Origin of the sequence: Glutamicibacter mishrai (assembly GCF_012221945.1) — a bacterium.
GTDB lineage: Bacteria > Actinomycetota > Actinomycetes > Actinomycetales > Micrococcaceae > Glutamicibacter > Glutamicibacter mishrai.
Genome location: NZ_CP032549.1, coordinates 1,782,841 through 1,800,321 on the forward strand (window position 1 = coordinate 1,782,841; position 17,481 = coordinate 1,800,321).

The window sequence follows — 17,481 nt, forward strand, 5'->3', positions numbered from 1 at the left end:
GATTAATTGCCCTCACCGGGTTTTGCCGGTGGGGGCAATTCTCCGCGTGGGGTCTTGCTTGGAGTCTGGGAAGGGGTCTCGCTCGGCGATTCACTGGCAGTGGAATCATCCGAAGACTCGCTTTCGGACGGGGTTTCAGATGGGGTCTCGGACGGAGTTGGTTCCGCTGGCGCTTCAGCCAGGACATAGGTAATCGTGCCGCCCTGCTCCATGGTGCCCGGGGCGCTGGGAGTTTGGCTCACGATAGTGCCCGGCGCGAATTCGTCGGTCACTTCGGTGTCCGTGCTGGCGCTGAGCGACAGCTTTTCCAGGCCCTGGTCCTTGAGGATCTCTTCAGCCTCATCAGGAGTCTTCCCGGTGAGATCAGGGACCTCGACCTTGCCGGTGGAGAGGATCAGATCAACCTCGCTGCCGGCCTTGACCTTGGAACCCAGATCCGGGCTCGTTCCAATGACCCAGTCCGTCGGAATGGTCGCTGAATCCTCGCGGGTGACCTTGCCTACCTCCAGGCCAGCCTGGCGCAAGGCATCGCGCGCGGCGGCCTCGGACTGGTTGGTGAGGTCTTCGGGGATAACCCGCTGCTCGGAGCCCTCGGAGATGTACAAGGTCACCGTGGATTCCTTGGCCACCTCGGTGCCTGATGCAGGATCGGTACGAGCCGCCTTGTTCTCATCCACGTCCTCATTGAACTCACGCTCAACACGGACGTTGAAGGTCGCATCGCGCAGCAAGCTGCTGGCGTCGTCTTCCGACAGGTTCTTCACGTCTGGGACGGCCAACGGGGCGCGCTTTTCGGCATCGGCCTGGATCGAGCGGATCACCAGGAAGCTGGCAATGGCCACTGCCACCACGGCGATCAACGACAACAGCACGATCAGCCCGCGATTAGAGCGATGACGGGTGGTTTCCACCGGTTCATCGTGTGTCGTGAAGACCGGATGCTCCGTGGTCATCGGGGCCGCTTGGGCCGCGAAACCGGGCTCGGTGGAGTCGTGGGTGCCGTAGATCGGCAACGTGTAGGTTGCCGGCGTGGACTGATCCTCGTGGAATTCAATCCCGTTCAGGGCGTTCTCCAAAGCCTGCGCGAACGCTCCAGCGGACTGGAAGCGGTCATCACGCTCCTTGGACAGCACCTTGGCCACGACCGGATCGAAGATCGGGTCGACATCCTGTGCGACCTCGCTAGGGGCCGGCGGGATCTCGCCCACATGCTGGTAGGCCACGGAGACCGGGGAGTCCCCGGTGAACGGCGGCTTGCCGGTCATCAGCTCGTAGAACAGGCACCCGGCCGAATAGATATCGGAGCGGAAGTCCACCTGCTCGCCGCGAGCCTGCTCGGGGGAGAAGTACTGGGCGGTGCCCACCACGGCAGCGGTCTGCGTCATGGTGGCGGAGTTATCAGTGGCTCGCGCGATGCCGAAGTCCATCAGCTTCACATGTCCGGAGTCGGTCACCATGACATTGGCTGGCTTGACGTCGCGGTGCACCACATTATTGGCGTGGGAGTGATCCAGCGCCTCGGATACGCCACGGATCAGGGAGACCGCGAACTGGGCATCGATCCGGTCCTGGGAAATCACCTGCTTGAGGGTTTTCCCGGTGACATACTCCATGACCATGAACGGCAGTCGTTCGCGCTGCTGATCGGTGGCTGGAAGCTCGCCGGTGTCGTAGACAGCGACGATATTCGGGTGGCTCAGCGCCGCAACCGCCTTGGCCTCGCGCCGGAACCGGTTGACCACCATGGGATTGCTGGCGGTGTCCGGGCGCAGGACCTTCACGGCTACCTTGCGCGAGAGCACATGGTCCAGCGCCAGATAGACATCCGCCATGCCGCCGCGGCCGATGAGCGATTCGATCTCATATCGGTCGCTGATCATCCTCGGCAAGCCAGGCGGCAATGCTTCGACTTCGCTCATGGTGCTTCGCTCTGGTCCGTTTCCGAGGCAGTTGGCGAGGAAGTAGGAGTTGGCGTGGCCGTCGGGGTCTCGGATTCTTCCGGCTCCTCTTCAGGGCCGGTCGAAAGATCCAGGGTGACGGTGGTGCCAGGGTCTACTTCGCGGCCTGCGGGGACGTCCTGCGACAGGACGGTGCCGGCGACCGAGGAGTCGCTGCGCTCTTCGCCCCGTGCGGCAGCCAGGCCGGCATCCTGGATGCGCTTCTGCGCCGCTTCGAAGCTCATGCCGGTGACCTTGGGAACTTCAACGGTTTCCGGTGCCATGGCGTAGGTGACCGTCACGGTCTCGCCGACCTCGACATTGCCGGTGGGGTTCAGCGAAATGACTTCGCGCGGCTCGGCCTCATCGGTTTCCTGCGGTACGGCATTGACCTTCAGGCCCTTGCTCTCGAGCTCCGAGGTGACCTTGTCGATGTCCTGGCCGATCAGCGAGGAGGAGACCTCGACGTACTCGGGGCTCTCGCTTTGGCTTTCCGAAGGGGACTCGGAGGTCTCTGAGGGCTCCGAGGTCTCCTCCGATGGCTCGGTGGTTTCCTCGGTCGGCTCGCTGGACTCAGGCGATTCGGAGCTGCTTTCGGTGACCGTTGCGGTGGGCTGGTCGTCGTTGTTGCTGCTCATGGCAGGGATCAGCCAAGCCAAGAGCGCAATGACTACAGCCAGGGCGATGATGGCGATCAGCGGGATCAGCCATGGGCTGCGCTTGGAATCGGCAGGCTGCGGATCCTGGGCATCGGCATCTTCATCGTCAAAGCCGTTGGCACCCTGGTTGCTGGCCGCGGTGAAACCGCTGGCGGTCCGCGCAGGCTCCACCACGGTTGGCATGGCATTGGTCATGGTCGGGGCGGAATCCTGGCGGGTCATCGCCTGGGTGGCGTCCTCGCCCATATTCAGCGCCTGCGTGGCATCTTCGGAAATGCCGGTGGCCAGCATGCCTGGCACCGCCATGGTGGCGGTGTTGGTATCGCCGGCGCGCAAGGCGTCGGCGGCCTTGGCAAGGGCCGTGGCATCCTTGGGGCGGTCGGCAGGGTTCTTGGCCAGCATCGACATGATCAGCTGGCGTACCGGTGCCGGGATGGTGTCAGGCAGCGCCGGGGGAGCGTCGTTGACCTGCGCCAAGGCGATGGCGATCTGCGACTCTCCGGTGAACGGGCGGCGTCCGGCCAGGCATTCGTAGCCGATCACTCCCAGCGCGTAGATATCCGAGCTGCCGGTCGCGTTCTGCCCGGTGGCCTGCTCCGGAGCCAGGTACTGGGCGGTGCCCATCACCTGTCCGGTGGCGGTCAGCGGGACCTGGTCGGCCAGGCGGGCGATGCCGAAGTCGGTGATCTTGACGACCCCCGATGGCATGACCAGGATATTGCCCGGCTTCACGTCGCGGTGCACCAAGCCGTGCTCGTGGGCGGCGGCCAGTGCGCGTGCGGTCTGCGCGATCAGCGAGAGGGTGCGATCCACCTCGAGCTTGCGTTCGCGCTCGATGATGGTGGACAGCGGCGGGCCGGGAACAAGTTCCATGACCAGGTAGGCGGAGCCCTGTTCCTCGCCGTAGTCGAAGACGCCGGCGATGCCCGGGTGGTTCAGCAGCGCGGTGTGGCGGGCTTCAACGCGGAAGCGCGTCAGGAAGCTCTCGTTGTCGGTGTATTCCTCTTTGAGGATCTTGATCGCTACGAGGCGTCCAAGGACCTGGTCGCGAGCTTTCCAAACTTCGCCCATGCCACCGATCGCAATGCGGTCGGTGAGCTTGTAACGACCGCCCAAGGTGGTGCCGGTTACTGGCCTCACTTGTTGAACACCGCCTTTAACATCGTCTTCATGAGTGCACCGGTCGTGTTGTGACCAGTGTCGTAATCTACGTTTTGCAAGGTGACCGTAATGGCTACCTGTGGGTCATCCGCTGGGGCGAAGCCGGTCATCCACGAGTTCACGTAGGCGACGCCGTCTTCGACTTTCAGCTGAGCCGTACCGGTTTTCGCGCGGAAGTCCACGCCTGGAACCGCTGCATTCATGGCGGTACCGTGCTGGACCGGGCCTTCCATCAGCTCGGCGAGCTGCCCGGCGATCTCCGGGCTGGTGGCCGTGGAGAACTTCTCGGGCTTCGGTTCCTCGATCACGCGAAGATCGGGGGCGATGACCTTGTCGATCATATTCGGCTTCATGATCACGCCCTTGTTGGCGATGGCCATGGCGGCCATGTTCATCTGCAACGGGGTGACCTGGTTGTTGCCCTGGCCGATGGCCATGCGGGCCAGTTCGGCCGCGTCGGCTTCGCCGGTCGGGAACTTGCTTGGAACCACGTTCTGCGGAATGCTCAGCTGCTGGCCGTAGCCGAAGCGTTCGGCCACATCAGCGAACTTCTCCTTGCCCACGGTCTGGCTGATCTCCATGAAAGGCGTGTTGCAGCTCTGGGCGAAGATGAAGGCAAGGCGGGCACGTGGCTCGCGGGCACAGATGCCTTCACCGAAGTTGCTCATCGGCGTGGTGGAGTTCGGGTAGTTCACCTTGATCGGATTGTTGATCACGGTATCCAGGTCGTACTTTCCGGACTCCAGGGCGGCAACCGTGCTGAGGATCTTGAAGGAAGAACCAGGGAAGCTCAGGTTGTTGATGGCCGGGTTCTGGTACGGGCTCAGGCCATCGATTTCACTGACCTTCTTCAGGTTCTGCGCGGCCTTGGAGGTCGAGTGCACCGCCAGGTCGTTGGTGTCGTAGCTCGGCTTGGAGGCCATCGCCAGGATGTCGCCGGTCTTCGGGTCGGTGACGATGATGGTCGCCTTCACGCCATCGGGGATGGCGTTGAACGCGGTCTTCTGCAGCGCGCCATCGATGGTCAGCTCGACCGAAGCGCCTTCGGTCTTCTTGCCGGTGAACATCGCCAGCAGGCGGTCATAGAGCAGATCCGAGCTGGTGCCGGTAAGCCAATCGTTGAGCGAGGACTCCAGCTGGGTGGTGCCGTTGGCCAGCGAGTAGTAGCCGGTCAGGTGCGCGTAGGTTTCCGGATCGGTGTACTTGCGCTGGTACTCGAACTGGCCGTCATCGGTCGGAACCGACTCGGCAATGGGCTTGCCATCAACCAGGATGGCGCCACGCGGCAGATCGAATTCGCGGTACAGCTGGCGCTTGTTCAGCGCGTTGTCGGAAAGCTGGTCAGCGTCGAAGAACTGGATGTAGCTCAACCCGCCGAGGCAGATTACGAAGAGCAGAGTCAGTGCTACCCAAACTCGCTTAATGGCCTGATTCACTTGCTCTTCACCACCTTGGTGCTGGTCGTTGGGGCTTTGCTGGGTGTTGCAATTTCATCGGTGGGTCCTGAGACGCCGGACTTCGGCCGGCGCGAGTTGTGTGAAATCAAGAGCAGGAGGGCGATGATGATCCAGTTGGCCAGCAGCGAGGAGCCGCCGGCGGCCATGAACGGGGTGGCCAAACCGGTCAGCGGGATCAGGCGGGTGACGCCGCCGATGATGACGATGCACTGCAGGCCCAGGGTGAAGGACAATCCGGCGGCCAGCAGCTTGCCGAAGGTATCGCGGGAACCGAGGGCCGCGCGCAGGCCGCGGGAGACCAGCAACATGTAGAGCAGGACGATGGCGGTGACGCCGATCAGGCCGATCTCTTCGCCGAAGGAGGCGATGATCATATCCGAGTTGGCCAGCGGCACCCGGTAGGGGGAGCCGGCGCCCAGCCCGGTGCCGAACAGGCCGCCGTCGGCCATGCCGAACAGGCCTTCGACGATCTGCATGCTGCCGCCGGTGGCCTGGTAGATGGCTGGGTCGAAGGCGTTGAGCCATACGTCCAGGCGTCGGGTCACGTGGCTCATGGTCAGCCCGGCGACCGCGCCGCCGGCAACCACCAAGAGCAGGCCGATGAGCACCCAGGAGATGCGTGCGGTAGCGACGTAGACCATCACGATGAACAGCCCGAAGAACAGGATGGCCGATCCCAGGTCGCGCTGGATCACCAGCACGCCGATGGAGAGCAGCCATGCGATGACCATGGGGGCCATATCGCGCAGTCGCGGCAGCTGCAGCGGGCCGAACTTATGCCCTGCCAGCAGGATCAGGTCGCGGTTCGAGGAGAGATATCCGGCGAAGAAGACCGACAGGGTGATCTTCGCAAGTTCGCCTGGCTGCAGGGAGAAGGCACCCACGCGGATCCAAATGCGGGCGCCGTTGATAGTCACGCCCAAGCCTGGAACCAGCGGCAGCAACAGCAGCAGGATGGATACCAGCAACGCGATATAGGTGAATCGGCGCAGAATCCGGTGGTCCTTGACGGCCCAGAGAACCGCGGCCGCAATGACAATGGCGATGGCCGTCCAGAGCAGCTGGCGAGCCGACTGTGAACTGCCTTTAGCCAAGTCAATTCGGTGAATCATGGCCAGGCCGAGGGAGTTCAACGCTACCGTGATCGGAAGTATTACCGGATCGGCATATTTAGCGAAGATGCGCAGCAATACGTGCACAGCCAGGGCGAGCACCGCCATGATGCTCATCTGGACATAGAAGTCGGTATTGTCGACATCCTCGGTGGTGCTGCCCACCAGGAAGAACGCTGCACCGCCGACGCAGAGAGCCAATACAAGCAGCAGCAGCTCGAGATTGCGCCGTGGTACCGGTGCGGTCTGCACTTCGGTCATTGCATGATCTCCTGACAGTAGGCTGGCAGCTGGGTTTGGTTGCTACTTGTTGATCCCTTGGAACCGGGCACTTGCACCGGACAGTTCTGCTTGGCGGTGACCAGCAGTTCCTGGATGATCATCTGCGCATGTTCGCGGTTATCCGCCGAGATGGTGGCTTCAACGCGTTGGCGCGAGTATTCGGGCAGGGATTCCAGCGGAACCTGGCTGACCGTATCGACCTCGGAGAGCGAAATCGGTCCAAGCTCCTGCGGGACGCCCTTGTAGATGGCGACCTTGTTGTCCACGGTGCCAACGAAGTATTGGGTTTGCGTCCACATGTAGCCCCAGACGGCCAAGGCCACCACTAGGAAGGCCGCCAAGGTCAGCAGGATCGGCATCATCCAGCGGCGGTGGGCTGTCGGGCTTTCCAGCGGATCGAGGATCTGGCCGGCAGCCGGTGAGCGGTGGGTGAGCAGCGCGGCGGCTCGGCGTTCACCAGTATGCTGGGTGACCACCGGAATCTGACCGGTCTGGGTGGCCAACTGGGCCGCTCCGACCAGAAGATGCGGACGCTGGGAAATCTCGTGGCGCAGCAAGGAGGCGCTGGCTTCGACGTCGCCTTCAGCGGCAATGGCCAGCTGGGCGGTATCCGGAGCGGGTTCCTGGACGGAGGGCTCGCTGAATTCGTCGGCGGTATCCTCGACGACCTCGAACATCACCACGGTGACGTTATCCGGGGCGCCGTTTTTCAAGGTGGTGGCCACCAGGTCGTTGACGGCTTCATCCATGTCCGCGGTATTGCGGATGATCTGCTCGATGATCGGCAGCGGAACCGCATCGGTCAGGCCGTCGGAGCACAGCATCCAGCGTTCGCCGGGTTCGGCGTCGATTTGCTGGACATCGAGTTCGGGGGAGGCATCCGAGTCGCCGAGCACGCGCAGCAGCACGTTCTTGTGTGGATGGACTTCGGCTTCGGCCGGCTTGATGCGGCCCTCATCGACCAGGCGCTGCACGAAGGTGTGGTCGCGGCTGATCTGCTCGAAGTTGTTGTGCTTCAGCCGGTAGGCGCGCGAGTCGCCGATGTGGGCCATATGCAAAGTGCTGCCCGAAAGCAGCAGGGATGTCACGGTGGTGCCCATGCCCGAAAGCTTCGGGTTGGCACCAACGAGTTCATTCAAAACCAGATTTGCGGCCTGGATTTCATCGGGCAGCGCGTTTTGCGGATCGATGATATCTGCATGATCCAGGTGCACCAGATCCAAAACGGTGGATGCGGACGCCACGTCGCCACCGACATGGCCGCCCATGCCATCGGCGAGCACGGCAAGGTATTCGCCGGCATAGGCGGAGTCGTCGTTCTTCTTGCGAATCCGGCCGACGTCAGATTTCGCGGCAAATTTGAGTTTGAGGGCCATAGGCTAGGACTTCAATTCCAGGACAGTCTTTCCGATGCGGATGCGCTGGCCTGGCTCCACTGGTTGTGCACGAGTCAGCTGGCTATCGCCGACAAAGGTTCCGTTGGTGGAACCCAGATCTTCGATGAACCAGCGTGACCCCTGGGGGAACAGGCGGGCATGGCGTCCGGAAGCATAATCGTCATCCAATACTACGGTGGCGTCCTGCGCGCGGCCGAACATGATCGGCTGTCCGCTCAGGGGGATGCTGTTGCCGGCCAGGGGGCCTTCAACAATAGCCAGCGAGGTGGCGGCCTTGCGCGCTGGAGCTTCTGGTTCTGCCAGTTCGGGGTTCTTTTTCAGAGCGCGTTTGCTGGGCTTGCCCGTGCGGGCTCGTGATCCCACGGCCAAATCACGGCGCATCGATCCGACAACGCTCAAGACGAGCAGCCAGATGAGTACTAGGAAGCCCAGTCGGAACAGGCTTAGAACCAGATCGTTCATGCGCGGCCTCCGTTGTTCGAGGTGATAAGCCGAAAGACTATCTTTGTCTGTCCAATGGTGATGATCGAACCGTCAAAAATAGGGGTTTCGGCAGAAATCTTCTTGCCGTCTACGTAGGTGCCGTTGGTCGAACCCAAATCGGACACCACAAAGTTGGTCTTGCCACGGGTCTCAACGCGGATGTGCTGGCGTGAAACGCCGGAATCATCCACCGGGATATCGGTGCTCGCCGAGCGGCCCAGGACAACCGAGTGGTGGTTCAGGGCGAAACGCTGGCCGGCAACTTCAAGGATGGCCTGCTTCTGCGTTGGCACCTTGGGGATCTCGTTGACCGGGCGGACGTTAGGGCGCGGCTGCGCAGTGGTGCGCGGCGATGACTGGTCCACGGGGCGAGCGGTCGGCGTCTTCACCGGTGCCGAAGCCACAACATGGGAGCTGGTTTCCTTGACGGAGCCGTTGATTTCCATTTCCCCAGGCTTGAAGTCCTGCTTGGAAACGAAGTGGATCATGACATCACCATGGACCGAGTAGTCCTGGTTGGTGGCGTGCTCTGCGGTGACCTTAGCCATCTCATTTACGACTGCTCGTCCCCAGCTTTTAGCGGTTTCGAAGTCTTTGGTGCTCAACGAGACGACAAAGTCGTTCGGAGCGAGGCTGCGTCCTTCGCTAATCGGCAGAATCCCGCGGTCCATTTCATTGCGCAGGGCGGTAGTCAGTTCTACCGGCTTGAGGTCTGCGGTGCTGGTTCCACGAAAGAAGCTTGTGACGACCTTCTCTAAGCCGCGTTCGACATTGTCGAGAAAGCCCATTATTCGTGCTCCTTCCTTAAGGGTCCATTGTTTGTCTTAGTGTCTCGCATTCCCGCCAAAAAGCAGTGAACACAGAACTTCATATTCGATCTTACTGTTTTCAGCTGTGCAAATGCCGAAAAATCCTTGGGTGATCCACAGAGATCAGCCTTACCGACACGGTGGTCAGGGCATGAACGCTGTGTCTCTGGCCACATAGACAGGTTTCGATTAGGTGAACTGAAAATGTGTGTGTAAGCTATTTCTTGTTGCAAAAGCACGAAGCAACAAAAATTACATATGCGCGAGTGGCGGAATTGGTAGACGCGCTGGCTTCAGGTGCCAGTGATCGCAAGGTCGTGGGGGTTCAAGTCCCCCCTCGCGCACAAAATGAAAATAACCTCTAAAATGAACGAAAGTTCAGTTCAGAGGTTATTTTTTGTTTAAGCCGGCCATTGCCAGCTATGCATCATTTTGATAACTATTGCCCGCGGCGAGTCGAAACGGACAATCCGCGCCGCTTGAGCAGGGCCGCAAGCACTCCGTCGCCTTCGACCAAAGTTCCACTGTGCGAGCCATCGTAAATGGCTCCGCAGCCGCAGGAAGGGCTGCGATCTTGCAAAATGGCCTCGGTGATTCCGTTCTCTGCAGCCAGATCCGCGACCTTTTGGGCCCCTGAGATAAAGGCCTGGGTCAGATCCTCGCCGTTGATAGCGAGCACTTTGGCGTGTCCTTCGAGGACATCGTTCCCGTCTCCTCCCAGGATTTCGGCAGGCGGACGCGGAGTTGGCAGATCGCCTAGAACTTCAGCGCAGGCTGCGATCGCAGCGCCCGAGGCGACGGCTTCAGCAATTTGCGGATCGGTTTTGGCCTTGCCGTTATAACGGCAGGGAACGCCTGCCAGGCAGGAACTAACAAGCAACGGGACCTCGCGCATAACTTTAATCCTAGTACCGTGCTGGCACCTGGCGGCTGGACTAGACTTCCATTGACGATTTGAAAGGCAGGACATCGTGGCAGCATCCAAAGAACCGTTCGAAATTCGCGGAACCCTCGACCTGGTCAACGGCCACAGGATTCTTCGCCTAGAGCAGGAATCCAGCGACCAGCTCTCCAGCCGGGGCCAAGTAGCGCTCGATCTTCTCGGGGATTTTGCCGGCCGGACCGTGGTGATTGATCCCGATGGACGCCGCGGTCACTGGCTTGACCTGCACGCCGAACAGGCACCTGAGCTCGAAGGCGAGATAGGACAGCAATTCCAGCTATCAGTGCAGCCAAGCTCCAGCTGGCCGGAAACCGCAGTGCCCGCTGACCTTGCCAAAGCGCTGGGCGAAGCCAGCGATCTGGACGAGACATGGGTTGGCTTGACCCCGATGGCTCGATGGGAATGGGTCCGCTGGGTCGGTTCTACCAAGAACCCGGACACTCGTCAGCGGCGCGTCGAGGTCAGCATTTCCAAGCTGCGCGACGGCAAGCGCCGACCTTGCTGTTTCGACCTGTCTTCGTGCACCAATCCGGAACTGGCCAAGAGCGGAAAGCTTATCCAGTAGGGCTAGTGGTCCCCGCCGATCACGGTGGAGCCGCGGACAACCAATGAGCTAGGCAGCATGCTCTGCAGCGGCTCGGGGTCCTTGCCCTCGAGCAAGGCGCGAAGCTTCAAAGCGGCCAGCCGCCCGCCTTCCTGCGCGTTCAGTTGCACAGAGGTAATGGCAGGGTTGGAGGTCGCCGAGTAGGGAAGATCGTCAAAGCCAGCCACCGCGAGCTGATCCGGAATGCGGATCCCCAGGCCCCGGGTCGCATGGAGCACTCCGAAGGCGTGGTTATCGGTGGCGCAGCCCAGGGCGGTCACTCCTGCCTCCTGCCAGATGGTCCACTGCTGGCTGAAGACCGTGGATGCGGCGTTGACATCGATCATCGAGCTGGCCACGGAAGACGGCAGTACTTCGATGCCGTAATCGCCGGCGGCCTCCAGGAAGGCTTCACGGCGCACCGCGAGGGTTTCGGTTCCGGTGATGGCATCCAAGTACGCGGCTTTGGTGTGCCCCTGGGCGGCAAAATGCGCCACCACATCGCGGGCGCCTTGGGCGACATCCATATTAACCGCTGGGAACTTCGGGCTGATGCCGGGAGCGTCGAGGGCGACCATGGGCAGGTTGCCGCCAATCTCGTCAAGGAATTCCTGGCTTGGCGCGTGCACCAGCAGGCCGGCCGGGCGCAGGCCCAGGATCTTGCGGGTTTCGCTGGCGCTGGGGGAGACACCGGCATCGGTGACCGAGAGCATGAGCTGGTAGTCGCTGGCCAAGACCGAGCGAACGCCGGCGATGACCTTGGCGAAGAACGGGTTGGAGATATCCGGTGCGACCAGGACGACCAGGGAGCTGACGCCCTTGGCCAATGAGCTGCCGATGCTGTCGACAAAATAACCGAGTTCGCGGATCGCTTCGCGCACGCGTTGCTCGTTCTTGGCGGAGACCCTTCCGGAAGACTTGCCGTTGGCAACCAGCGAGACCGTGGCCGTGGATACGCCTGCATGCGCAGCGACCATGGCTGCGGTGACCCGGCGTGGTTCGCGGGTATTTCCGGTCTTCTCAGCAATCGTCATGGCTCCATCGTAGTCGCTTGCCCTCCCGGACAACTCCTAAGTTAAGCGCTTGACGTAAACTGGAGAACAGGAAAGAATTGCCTAGGATGAAGATCTTCGCATCTCGATCAATGACCGGCCGCCCGCCGGCGGAATAAAAGGATGGCACCATGGCCCAGGACAGCGCAACGCCCCGCAAGATCATTCTGGACTGCGATCCGGGGCACGATGACGCGGTTGCCATGATTCTGGCGCACGGAAGCCCGGCCATCGACTTGCTGGCCGTCACCACCGTCGCCGGAAACCAGACCCTGGAAAAGGTCACCGCCAATGCGCTGGCCGTGGGCACCATCGCCGGCATTACCGGCATTCCTTTTGCCGCAGGCTGCGCCCGGCCCCTGGTGCGCGAGGTGGAAACCGCGGCAGAAGTCCACGGCGACTCGGGCATGGACGGACCCCAGCAGCCAGTGCCGACCATTGAACTGGACCCCCGCCATGCGGTGGATGTGATCATCGATCTGGTGATGAGCCACGAGCCAGGGGAAATCACCCTGGTGCCCACCGGCGCCCTGACCAATATCGCGCTGGCCGTGCGCAAGGAACCGCGCATCGTCTCGCGGGTTCGCGAAGTCGTGCTCATGGGCGGCGGCTACCACACCGGCAACTGGAGCGCCGTCGCCGAATTCAATATCAAGGTGGACCCGGAAGCCGCGCACATCGTGTTCAACGAAAGCTGGCCGGTAGTCATGGTCGGCCTGGATCTGACCCACCAGGCCTTGGCCACCACCGAGGTGGTGCAGAGCATCGAGAAGATCGGCACCGGCCCGGCAAAATTCGTGCGCGAGCTCATGGACTTCTTCGCCCAGGCCTACCGCGACCACCAGGGCTTCGACGCCCCGCCGGTCCACGACCCCTGTGCGGTCGCCTATGTCATCGACCCGCAGATCGTGCGCACCGTGAAGGCGCCGGTCAACGTGGAACTGCGAGGGGATTTGACCCTGGGCATGACGGTCACCGACTTCCGCTCCCCAGCCAGCGAGCAGTGCAACACCTCGGTGGCCGTGGATCTGGATCACGACGGCTTCTGGAATCTGGTGACCGACGCGCTGCAGCGCATCGGCGAAGTCACACCCGCCAAATAAACAACTTCTGGCTAATGTGGGGCACATCAATGCCAATTAGGCCCAGACCTGCATAAACTGGGATCACACGAAGATCAGGAGGCGTAATGGCAGGAAAAACCCCGCACCAGAACGTGACGTTCCCATCCTCGGGTGCGCAAGCACACGGCTACCTTTCAGTACCTGAATCAGGAAAGGGCCCTGGGGTCATCGTGATCCAGGAATGGTGGGGCCTGACCGACCACATTCGAGATACCGCCGATCGCCTCGCGGCCCTCGGCTTTGTCGCCCTCGCCCCGGATCTCTACGGCGGATCCATCACCCACGACGGCGAGGAAGCCGGGCAGATGATGGCCGAGCTTCCCGAAGCCAAGGGTGCCCAGCTTCTGGCTGGCGCCGTGGACTACCTGCTGGCCAATGAACATGTCACCAGCGAGAAGCTGGGTGTCATCGGATTCTGCATGGGTGGCGGCTTTGTTCTGCAGTTGGCCGCGCAGCAGGGAGAGAAAATCGCCGCTGCCGTTCCGTTCTACGGAGTCGGCCAGGGCGTGCCCAATGACTTCTCGGGAATCCGCGCCGACATCCAGGGCCACTACGCCAACTTCGACGAGATGTACCCGCCTGAGCAGGCCCGCGCCCAGGAGGAGCAAATCCGCGAGCAATCCGGCGCCAACGTGAAGTATTACTTCTACGATGCCAAGCATGCCTTCCATAATGACGAAAACACCGCCGGAAATTACGACCCTGAGCAGGCAGTTATCGCTTGGGAACGCGCCGTCGGCTTTTTACAGGATAAAGTGGCCTAAAGGCCATAAAGTGTTATCCATCACTTAACAGCATCACTCACTAATAAGGAGAGCAATATGTCAGAAACCATCATCGTAGGTGTCGACGGTTCGGAAACCGCACAGCGAGCAGCTCGCCGTGCAGCGGAATTGGCATTGAAGATTGACGCCGAATTGGTGGTCGTCACCGCTCACGCATCGGACAACACCGAGGTCGTATCCATCGGTTCCGATACCTGGATCCTGGACGACGCAGAACAGGCCCGCAAGCTGGCCCAGCGCGTTGCCAACGACGTGAAGAACGCTGTCCCAGGCGTGAAGATCACCGCTGCTGCCGGCCACGGCAAGCCAGGCGACGTTCTGATCTCCGACGCCGAAGACCGCAAGGCTTCGCTGATCGTCGTGGGTAACGTAGGCATGAAGGGCCTGGGCCGCGTACTGGGTTCGGTTGCCTCCTCGGTAGCCCACTCGGCACCATGCGACGTACTGGTTGTGAAGACCGACAAGTAAGCCCCAGCGCTTTCGCTGACAGGCGGGTACCGTTCAACGGTGCCCGCCTGCAGTATTTAACCCCGCACAGCGTAGGCTTAACCCGTGCAAACTCTTCGAATCGCCTACGCCACCGGCGTGACCCCCGGCAAATGGATGGACCGCTTCAAGGAGCGCTATCCAAAGGTTGAGCTCCAGGCCTGGCGCCACGACGAAAGCGGAATCCTCGACCTGCTGGCCGAGGACAAGGCTGACGCGGTGTTCGTGCGCTACCGCGAGGTTTCCCCCAAGGACCACACCCGCCACGTGATCCCGTTGTACGAGGAGCTGGAAGTGGTCTGCGCCGCCAAGGACCACGAGATCGAATATTACGACGAATCGGTGCCAGCCGAGGTGGCTGCCGGCTTCCCGCAACTGGACCTGGCTGATTACCCGGAAGCCGTGGGAGGCATCGGCGTGGCCATGGAGGTCGTGGCCTCCGGCGCCCAGGTACTGCGCGTGCCGCAGAGCATCGCCCGGCTGTTCGCCCGCAAGGACGTGGTCTCCCGCTTCGTCGAGGACGGCGCGCCAACCCAGGTGGGCATCGCCTGGCCGACCTCCATGGAAGACACCACGCTCCTGGAGGAATTCATCGGGATTGTGCGCGGCCGCAGCGCGAATTCCTCCCGCCAGGCCTCGGTGCGCAACCATGAGCAGAAGGCCAAGCGCATCAACGACAAGGCGAAGTTCGAAGCCAAGGCCAAATCCCTGGCCGCAGCCAAGCGCCAAAAGGAGCTGGCCAAGAAGCAGGCGCGCAGCAACGGCGGCAAGCCCGGCAAGCCAGGCGGTTCCAAGGGGCGCAAGAAACGCTAGAACCGGCCAGGTCCCATGGGTAGAGTGAAGCCATGAAGCAATTTGATACGCTCGCCCTGTCCACGCGCGGCCCAGCACTGATCCTGACCATCAACCAGCCGAAATCGCTGAACGCGCTGGCCCAGGAGGTCGTCAATGACCTCGAAGCCTTCATCGACTGGTTTGAAACCACCGGATTCGAATACCGCGGAGTCATCATCACCGGCGCCGGGGAGAAGTCCTTTGTGGCCGGAGCCAACATCGTGCAGATGAACGCCATGGATTCCCAGGCCGCCCTGGCCTACGGACGCCAGATGCACGCGGTGACCGAACGGCTGGAGTCCCTGCAGGTTCCGGTCATCGCAGCGGTCAACGGCTTCGCCCTGGGCGGCGGCTGCGAAATCGCCCTGGCCTGCGACTTCATCTACGCCTCCGAGAACGCCAGCTTCGGCCAGCCCGAAGTGAACCTGGGCCTGGTGCCAGGCTTCGGCGGTTCGGTGCGCCTGCCGCGCCGCATCGGCAATGCGCTGGCCCGCGAACTGATCTTCACCGGACGCAGGATCAAGTCCGCCGAAGCACTGCGGATCGGCCTGGCCAACCGGGTGGTCCCTGCCGAGGAGCTGATCGACCAGGCCGTGGCCACCATCGAGGAGATCGCCGCAGTCTCGCCCACCGCGGTGGCCAACGCCAAATCCGCGCTGGTGCAGATGGATGCGCTGAACACCCATGACGCGCTGCTGGTGGAGGCCGACTCCTTCCAGCGGGCCTTCGCCACCAATGATTCGGTGGAAGGCCGGGCCGCCTTCGTGGAAAAGCGCTCGCCGAACTTCCCCGGCAACTAGTGATGCACTACGGGGCCCACCCGGACCAGCACCTCCAGTTCTTCGAACCCGAGCACAGCACGGCCCGCGGCGCGGTGATGATCATCCACGGCGGCTATTGGCGGGAGAGGTACACCGCGCAGCTCGGCGTCCCGCTGGCACAGGATCTGGCGGCCCGCGGGATTCCGGCCTACAACCTGGAGTACCGGCGGGGGACCGGCAGTGCCGCGGCGATGCTCGCCGACGCCCGGCTGGCTCTGGGGCTGATCAAGGAGGACGGGCCGATAACGCTGATCGGCCATTCGGCCGGAGCGCAGCTGGCCTGTGTGCTGGCCGCGAATGATCCGCGCGTCACCCAGGTGGTCAGCCAGGCCGGGCTGCTGGACCTGGAGTATGCGCGCAGGCAGGGGCTCAGCGATTCCGCGGTGGACCTGCTGCTCGATGGGGCGCCGCTGGCGACCTATAGCCCGGTGGAATTATGGCCGATGCCCGCCCGTGTCGTAATCTTTCATGGTCGCGAGGATGCCGACGTTCCGTTGAAAATCGCCCAGCGCGCCGCCCACAAGGCGGCGGCTCTCGGCCAGGACTACCGCTTCGCGTTGTTCCCGGGCGATCATTACACTTGGATTGACCCGCGCAGCAGCCAATGGGCCGCCTGCGTGCGCGCCCTGTCACCTGCGCACTATTAAAGGAGCAGCATGAACCCGACCGTGATCGGCGAAGCCCTCGTTGACGTCCTGGCCTCAGGCATTACCCCAGCCCAGGAATTTGTTGGCGGCAGCCCGCTGAACGTCGCGGTCTCACTGGCTCGCCTGGGTTACCCCGGAACCCTGATTTCCCGTTGGGGCGCCGACGACAAGGGCGCGAAGATCGAGGATTACCTCAAGGACAACAACGTCAAGTACCTGGGCGGCGCCGATGACGAGGCGACCGTGATCGCCCACGGCATCCTCGACCCCGCCGGCGGCGCGGCCTTCGCCTTTAATGCCTTCTGGCAGATGCCGACCATCGGCCCGGAACTGCCGCAGGACGTGGAACTGGTCCACACCGGCTCCATCGCCACGCTGTTCAGCCCAGAAGAGCTTTTGCCGCTGCTCTCCGCCGCGCGCACGCATGCGACCATCAGCTATGACCCTAACTTGCGCCCATCGCTGGTCACCAATCATGCCCAGACGGTGGCCGAGGTGGAACGCTTTGTCGGCCAGGCCGACGTTGTGCGCGTCTCGGGCATCGACCTGAAGTGGATGTACCCGATGCGTTCGGTGCATGAGTCGGCCCGCGCCTGGCTGGATATGGGCCCGGCCATCGTCGTATCCACCGCCGGATCGCGTGGCTCCTGGGGCGTGGTGCGCGCCGGGGATGCAGAATTCATCGCACCGTCGGTAGAGGTCACCGACACCGTGGGCGCCGGTGATACCTTCACCGCGGCCTTGCTGTGCTGGCTGGCAGAGCACGACATGATTGGCGCTGCCAACCGCGAGAAGCTGGGCCAGCTGCAGATCAGCGAACTGTCCCTGGCCCTGGAATTCGCCGCCAAGGCGGCAGCCGTGACCGTTCAACGTGCCGGTGCCAACCCGCCGCGGCGCGAGGAGCTCTAG

17 protein-coding genes and 1 tRNA gene are annotated in these 17,481 nt (G+C 62.3%); 9 read left to right on the forward strand and 9 right to left on the reverse strand.

What is annotated here, in order from left to right:
- Positions 1–2: 2 nt before the first annotated feature.
- The 7 genes from pknB to D3791_RS08455 are packed head-to-tail and all read right to left on the reverse strand — an operon-like array spanning position 3 to position 9,276.
- The gene (gene pknB / locus D3791_RS08425) at positions 3–1,919 is read right to left on the reverse strand and encodes a Stk1 family PASTA domain-containing Ser/Thr kinase (protein ID WP_172511900.1); all 1,917 of its coding nucleotides are present in this window, start codon (positions 1,917–1,919) and stop codon (positions 3–5) included.
- Entirely contained in the window at positions 1,916–3,736 is a 1,821-nt protein-coding gene (locus tag D3791_RS08430) for a protein kinase domain-containing protein (RefSeq protein WP_172511901.1), read from the reverse strand. The genes pknB and D3791_RS08430 overlap by 4 nt, the downstream gene beginning before the upstream one ends.
- Positions 3,733–5,193 carry a peptidoglycan D,D-transpeptidase FtsI family protein gene (locus D3791_RS08435; protein WP_022874472.1) on the reverse strand — a complete coding sequence of 487 codons (1,461 nt, stop codon included), beginning with the start codon at positions 5,191–5,193 and terminating at the stop codon, positions 3,733–3,735. Before D3791_RS08435 ends, D3791_RS08430 begins: the two co-directional genes overlap by 4 nt.
- Positions 5,190–6,587, reverse strand: coding sequence for an FtsW/RodA/SpoVE family cell cycle protein (locus D3791_RS08440; RefSeq protein ID WP_172511902.1), 1,398 nt, complete (start codon positions 6,585–6,587; stop codon positions 5,190–5,192). Before D3791_RS08440 ends, D3791_RS08435 begins: the two co-directional genes overlap by 4 nt.
- Positions 6,584–7,984, reverse strand: coding sequence for a PP2C family protein-serine/threonine phosphatase (locus D3791_RS08445; RefSeq protein WP_022874470.1), 1,401 nt, complete (start codon positions 7,982–7,984; stop codon positions 6,584–6,586). Before D3791_RS08445 ends, D3791_RS08440 begins: the two co-directional genes overlap by 4 nt.
- Before the next feature lie 3 nt (positions 7,985–7,987).
- A complete protein-coding gene (locus D3791_RS08450) occupies positions 7,988–8,467 on the reverse strand; it encodes an FHA domain-containing protein FhaB/FipA (RefSeq protein WP_022874469.1) in 480 nt (159 codons plus the stop codon).
- On the reverse strand, positions 8,464–9,276 hold the full coding sequence (locus tag D3791_RS08455) for an FHA domain-containing protein (protein WP_022874468.1): 813 nt from the start codon (positions 9,274–9,276) through the stop codon (positions 8,464–8,466). Before D3791_RS08455 ends, D3791_RS08450 begins: the two co-directional genes overlap by 4 nt.
- A 281-nt stretch (positions 9,277–9,557) precedes the next feature.
- Here D3791_RS08455 and D3791_RS08460 point away from each other — a divergent pair.
- Positions 9,558–9,641 (forward strand) — tRNA-Leu (locus tag D3791_RS08460).
- Positions 9,642–9,736: 95 nt separating this feature from the next.
- Here the strand turns inward: D3791_RS08460 and D3791_RS08465 are convergent.
- Positions 9,737–10,192: a 2-thiouracil desulfurase family protein gene (locus D3791_RS08465; RefSeq protein ID WP_172511903.1), complete on the reverse strand. Its 456-nt coding sequence runs from the start codon at positions 10,190–10,192 to the stop codon at positions 9,737–9,739.
- Positions 10,193–10,268: 76 nt separating this feature from the next.
- On the opposite strand from D3791_RS08465, the gene D3791_RS08470 reads away from it, so the two are divergent.
- Positions 10,269–10,805: a YdeI/OmpD-associated family protein gene (locus tag D3791_RS08470; RefSeq protein WP_172511904.1), complete on the forward strand. Its 537-nt coding sequence runs from the start codon at positions 10,269–10,271 to the stop codon at positions 10,803–10,805.
- A 2-nt stretch (positions 10,806–10,807) separates the two neighbouring features.
- Here D3791_RS08470 and D3791_RS08475 read toward each other — a convergent pair whose 3' ends face one another.
- Positions 10,808–11,857 carry a LacI family DNA-binding transcriptional regulator gene (locus tag D3791_RS08475; protein WP_022874465.1) on the reverse strand — a complete coding sequence of 350 codons (1,050 nt, stop codon included), beginning with the start codon at positions 11,855–11,857 and terminating at the stop codon, positions 10,808–10,810.
- Positions 11,858–12,006: 149 nt separating this feature from the next.
- Here D3791_RS08475 and uriH point away from each other — a divergent pair, with 149 nt between their 5' ends.
- The 7 genes from uriH (at position 12,007) to D3791_RS08510 (ending at position 17,481) form a co-directional block, all read left to right on the forward strand.
- Positions 12,007–12,978: a uridine-preferring nucleoside hydrolase UriH gene (gene uriH, locus D3791_RS08480; protein WP_061955547.1), complete on the forward strand. Its 972-nt coding sequence runs from the start codon at positions 12,007–12,009 to the stop codon at positions 12,976–12,978.
- Positions 12,979–13,064: 86 nt separating this feature from the next.
- Positions 13,065–13,763 (forward strand): dienelactone hydrolase family protein, encoded by a 699-nt coding sequence (locus D3791_RS08485; protein ID WP_172511905.1) that lies wholly within the window; start codon positions 13,065–13,067, stop codon positions 13,761–13,763.
- 57 nt (positions 13,764–13,820) lie between these two features.
- Positions 13,821–14,252: a universal stress protein gene (locus D3791_RS08490; RefSeq protein ID WP_022874462.1), complete on the forward strand. Its 432-nt coding sequence runs from the start codon at positions 13,821–13,823 to the stop codon at positions 14,250–14,252.
- An 84-nt stretch (positions 14,253–14,336) separates the two neighbouring features.
- Positions 14,337–15,083: a LysR family transcriptional regulator substrate-binding protein gene (locus D3791_RS08495; protein ID WP_022874461.1), complete on the forward strand. Its 747-nt coding sequence runs from the start codon at positions 14,337–14,339 to the stop codon at positions 15,081–15,083.
- A 32-nt stretch (positions 15,084–15,115) separates the two neighbouring features.
- On the forward strand, positions 15,116–15,904 hold the full coding sequence (locus D3791_RS08500; RefSeq protein ID WP_022874460.1) for an enoyl-CoA hydratase/isomerase family protein: 789 nt from the start codon (positions 15,116–15,118) through the stop codon (positions 15,902–15,904).
- A 2-nt stretch (positions 15,905–15,906) separates the two neighbouring features.
- Entirely contained in the window at positions 15,907–16,572 is a 666-nt protein-coding gene (locus D3791_RS08505; protein ID WP_052165177.1) for an alpha/beta hydrolase, read from the forward strand.
- Between the two features lie 9 nt (positions 16,573–16,581).
- The gene (locus D3791_RS08510; RefSeq protein ID WP_022874458.1) at positions 16,582–17,481 is read left to right on the forward strand and encodes a PfkB family carbohydrate kinase; all 900 of its coding nucleotides are present in this window, start codon (positions 16,582–16,584) and stop codon (positions 17,479–17,481) included.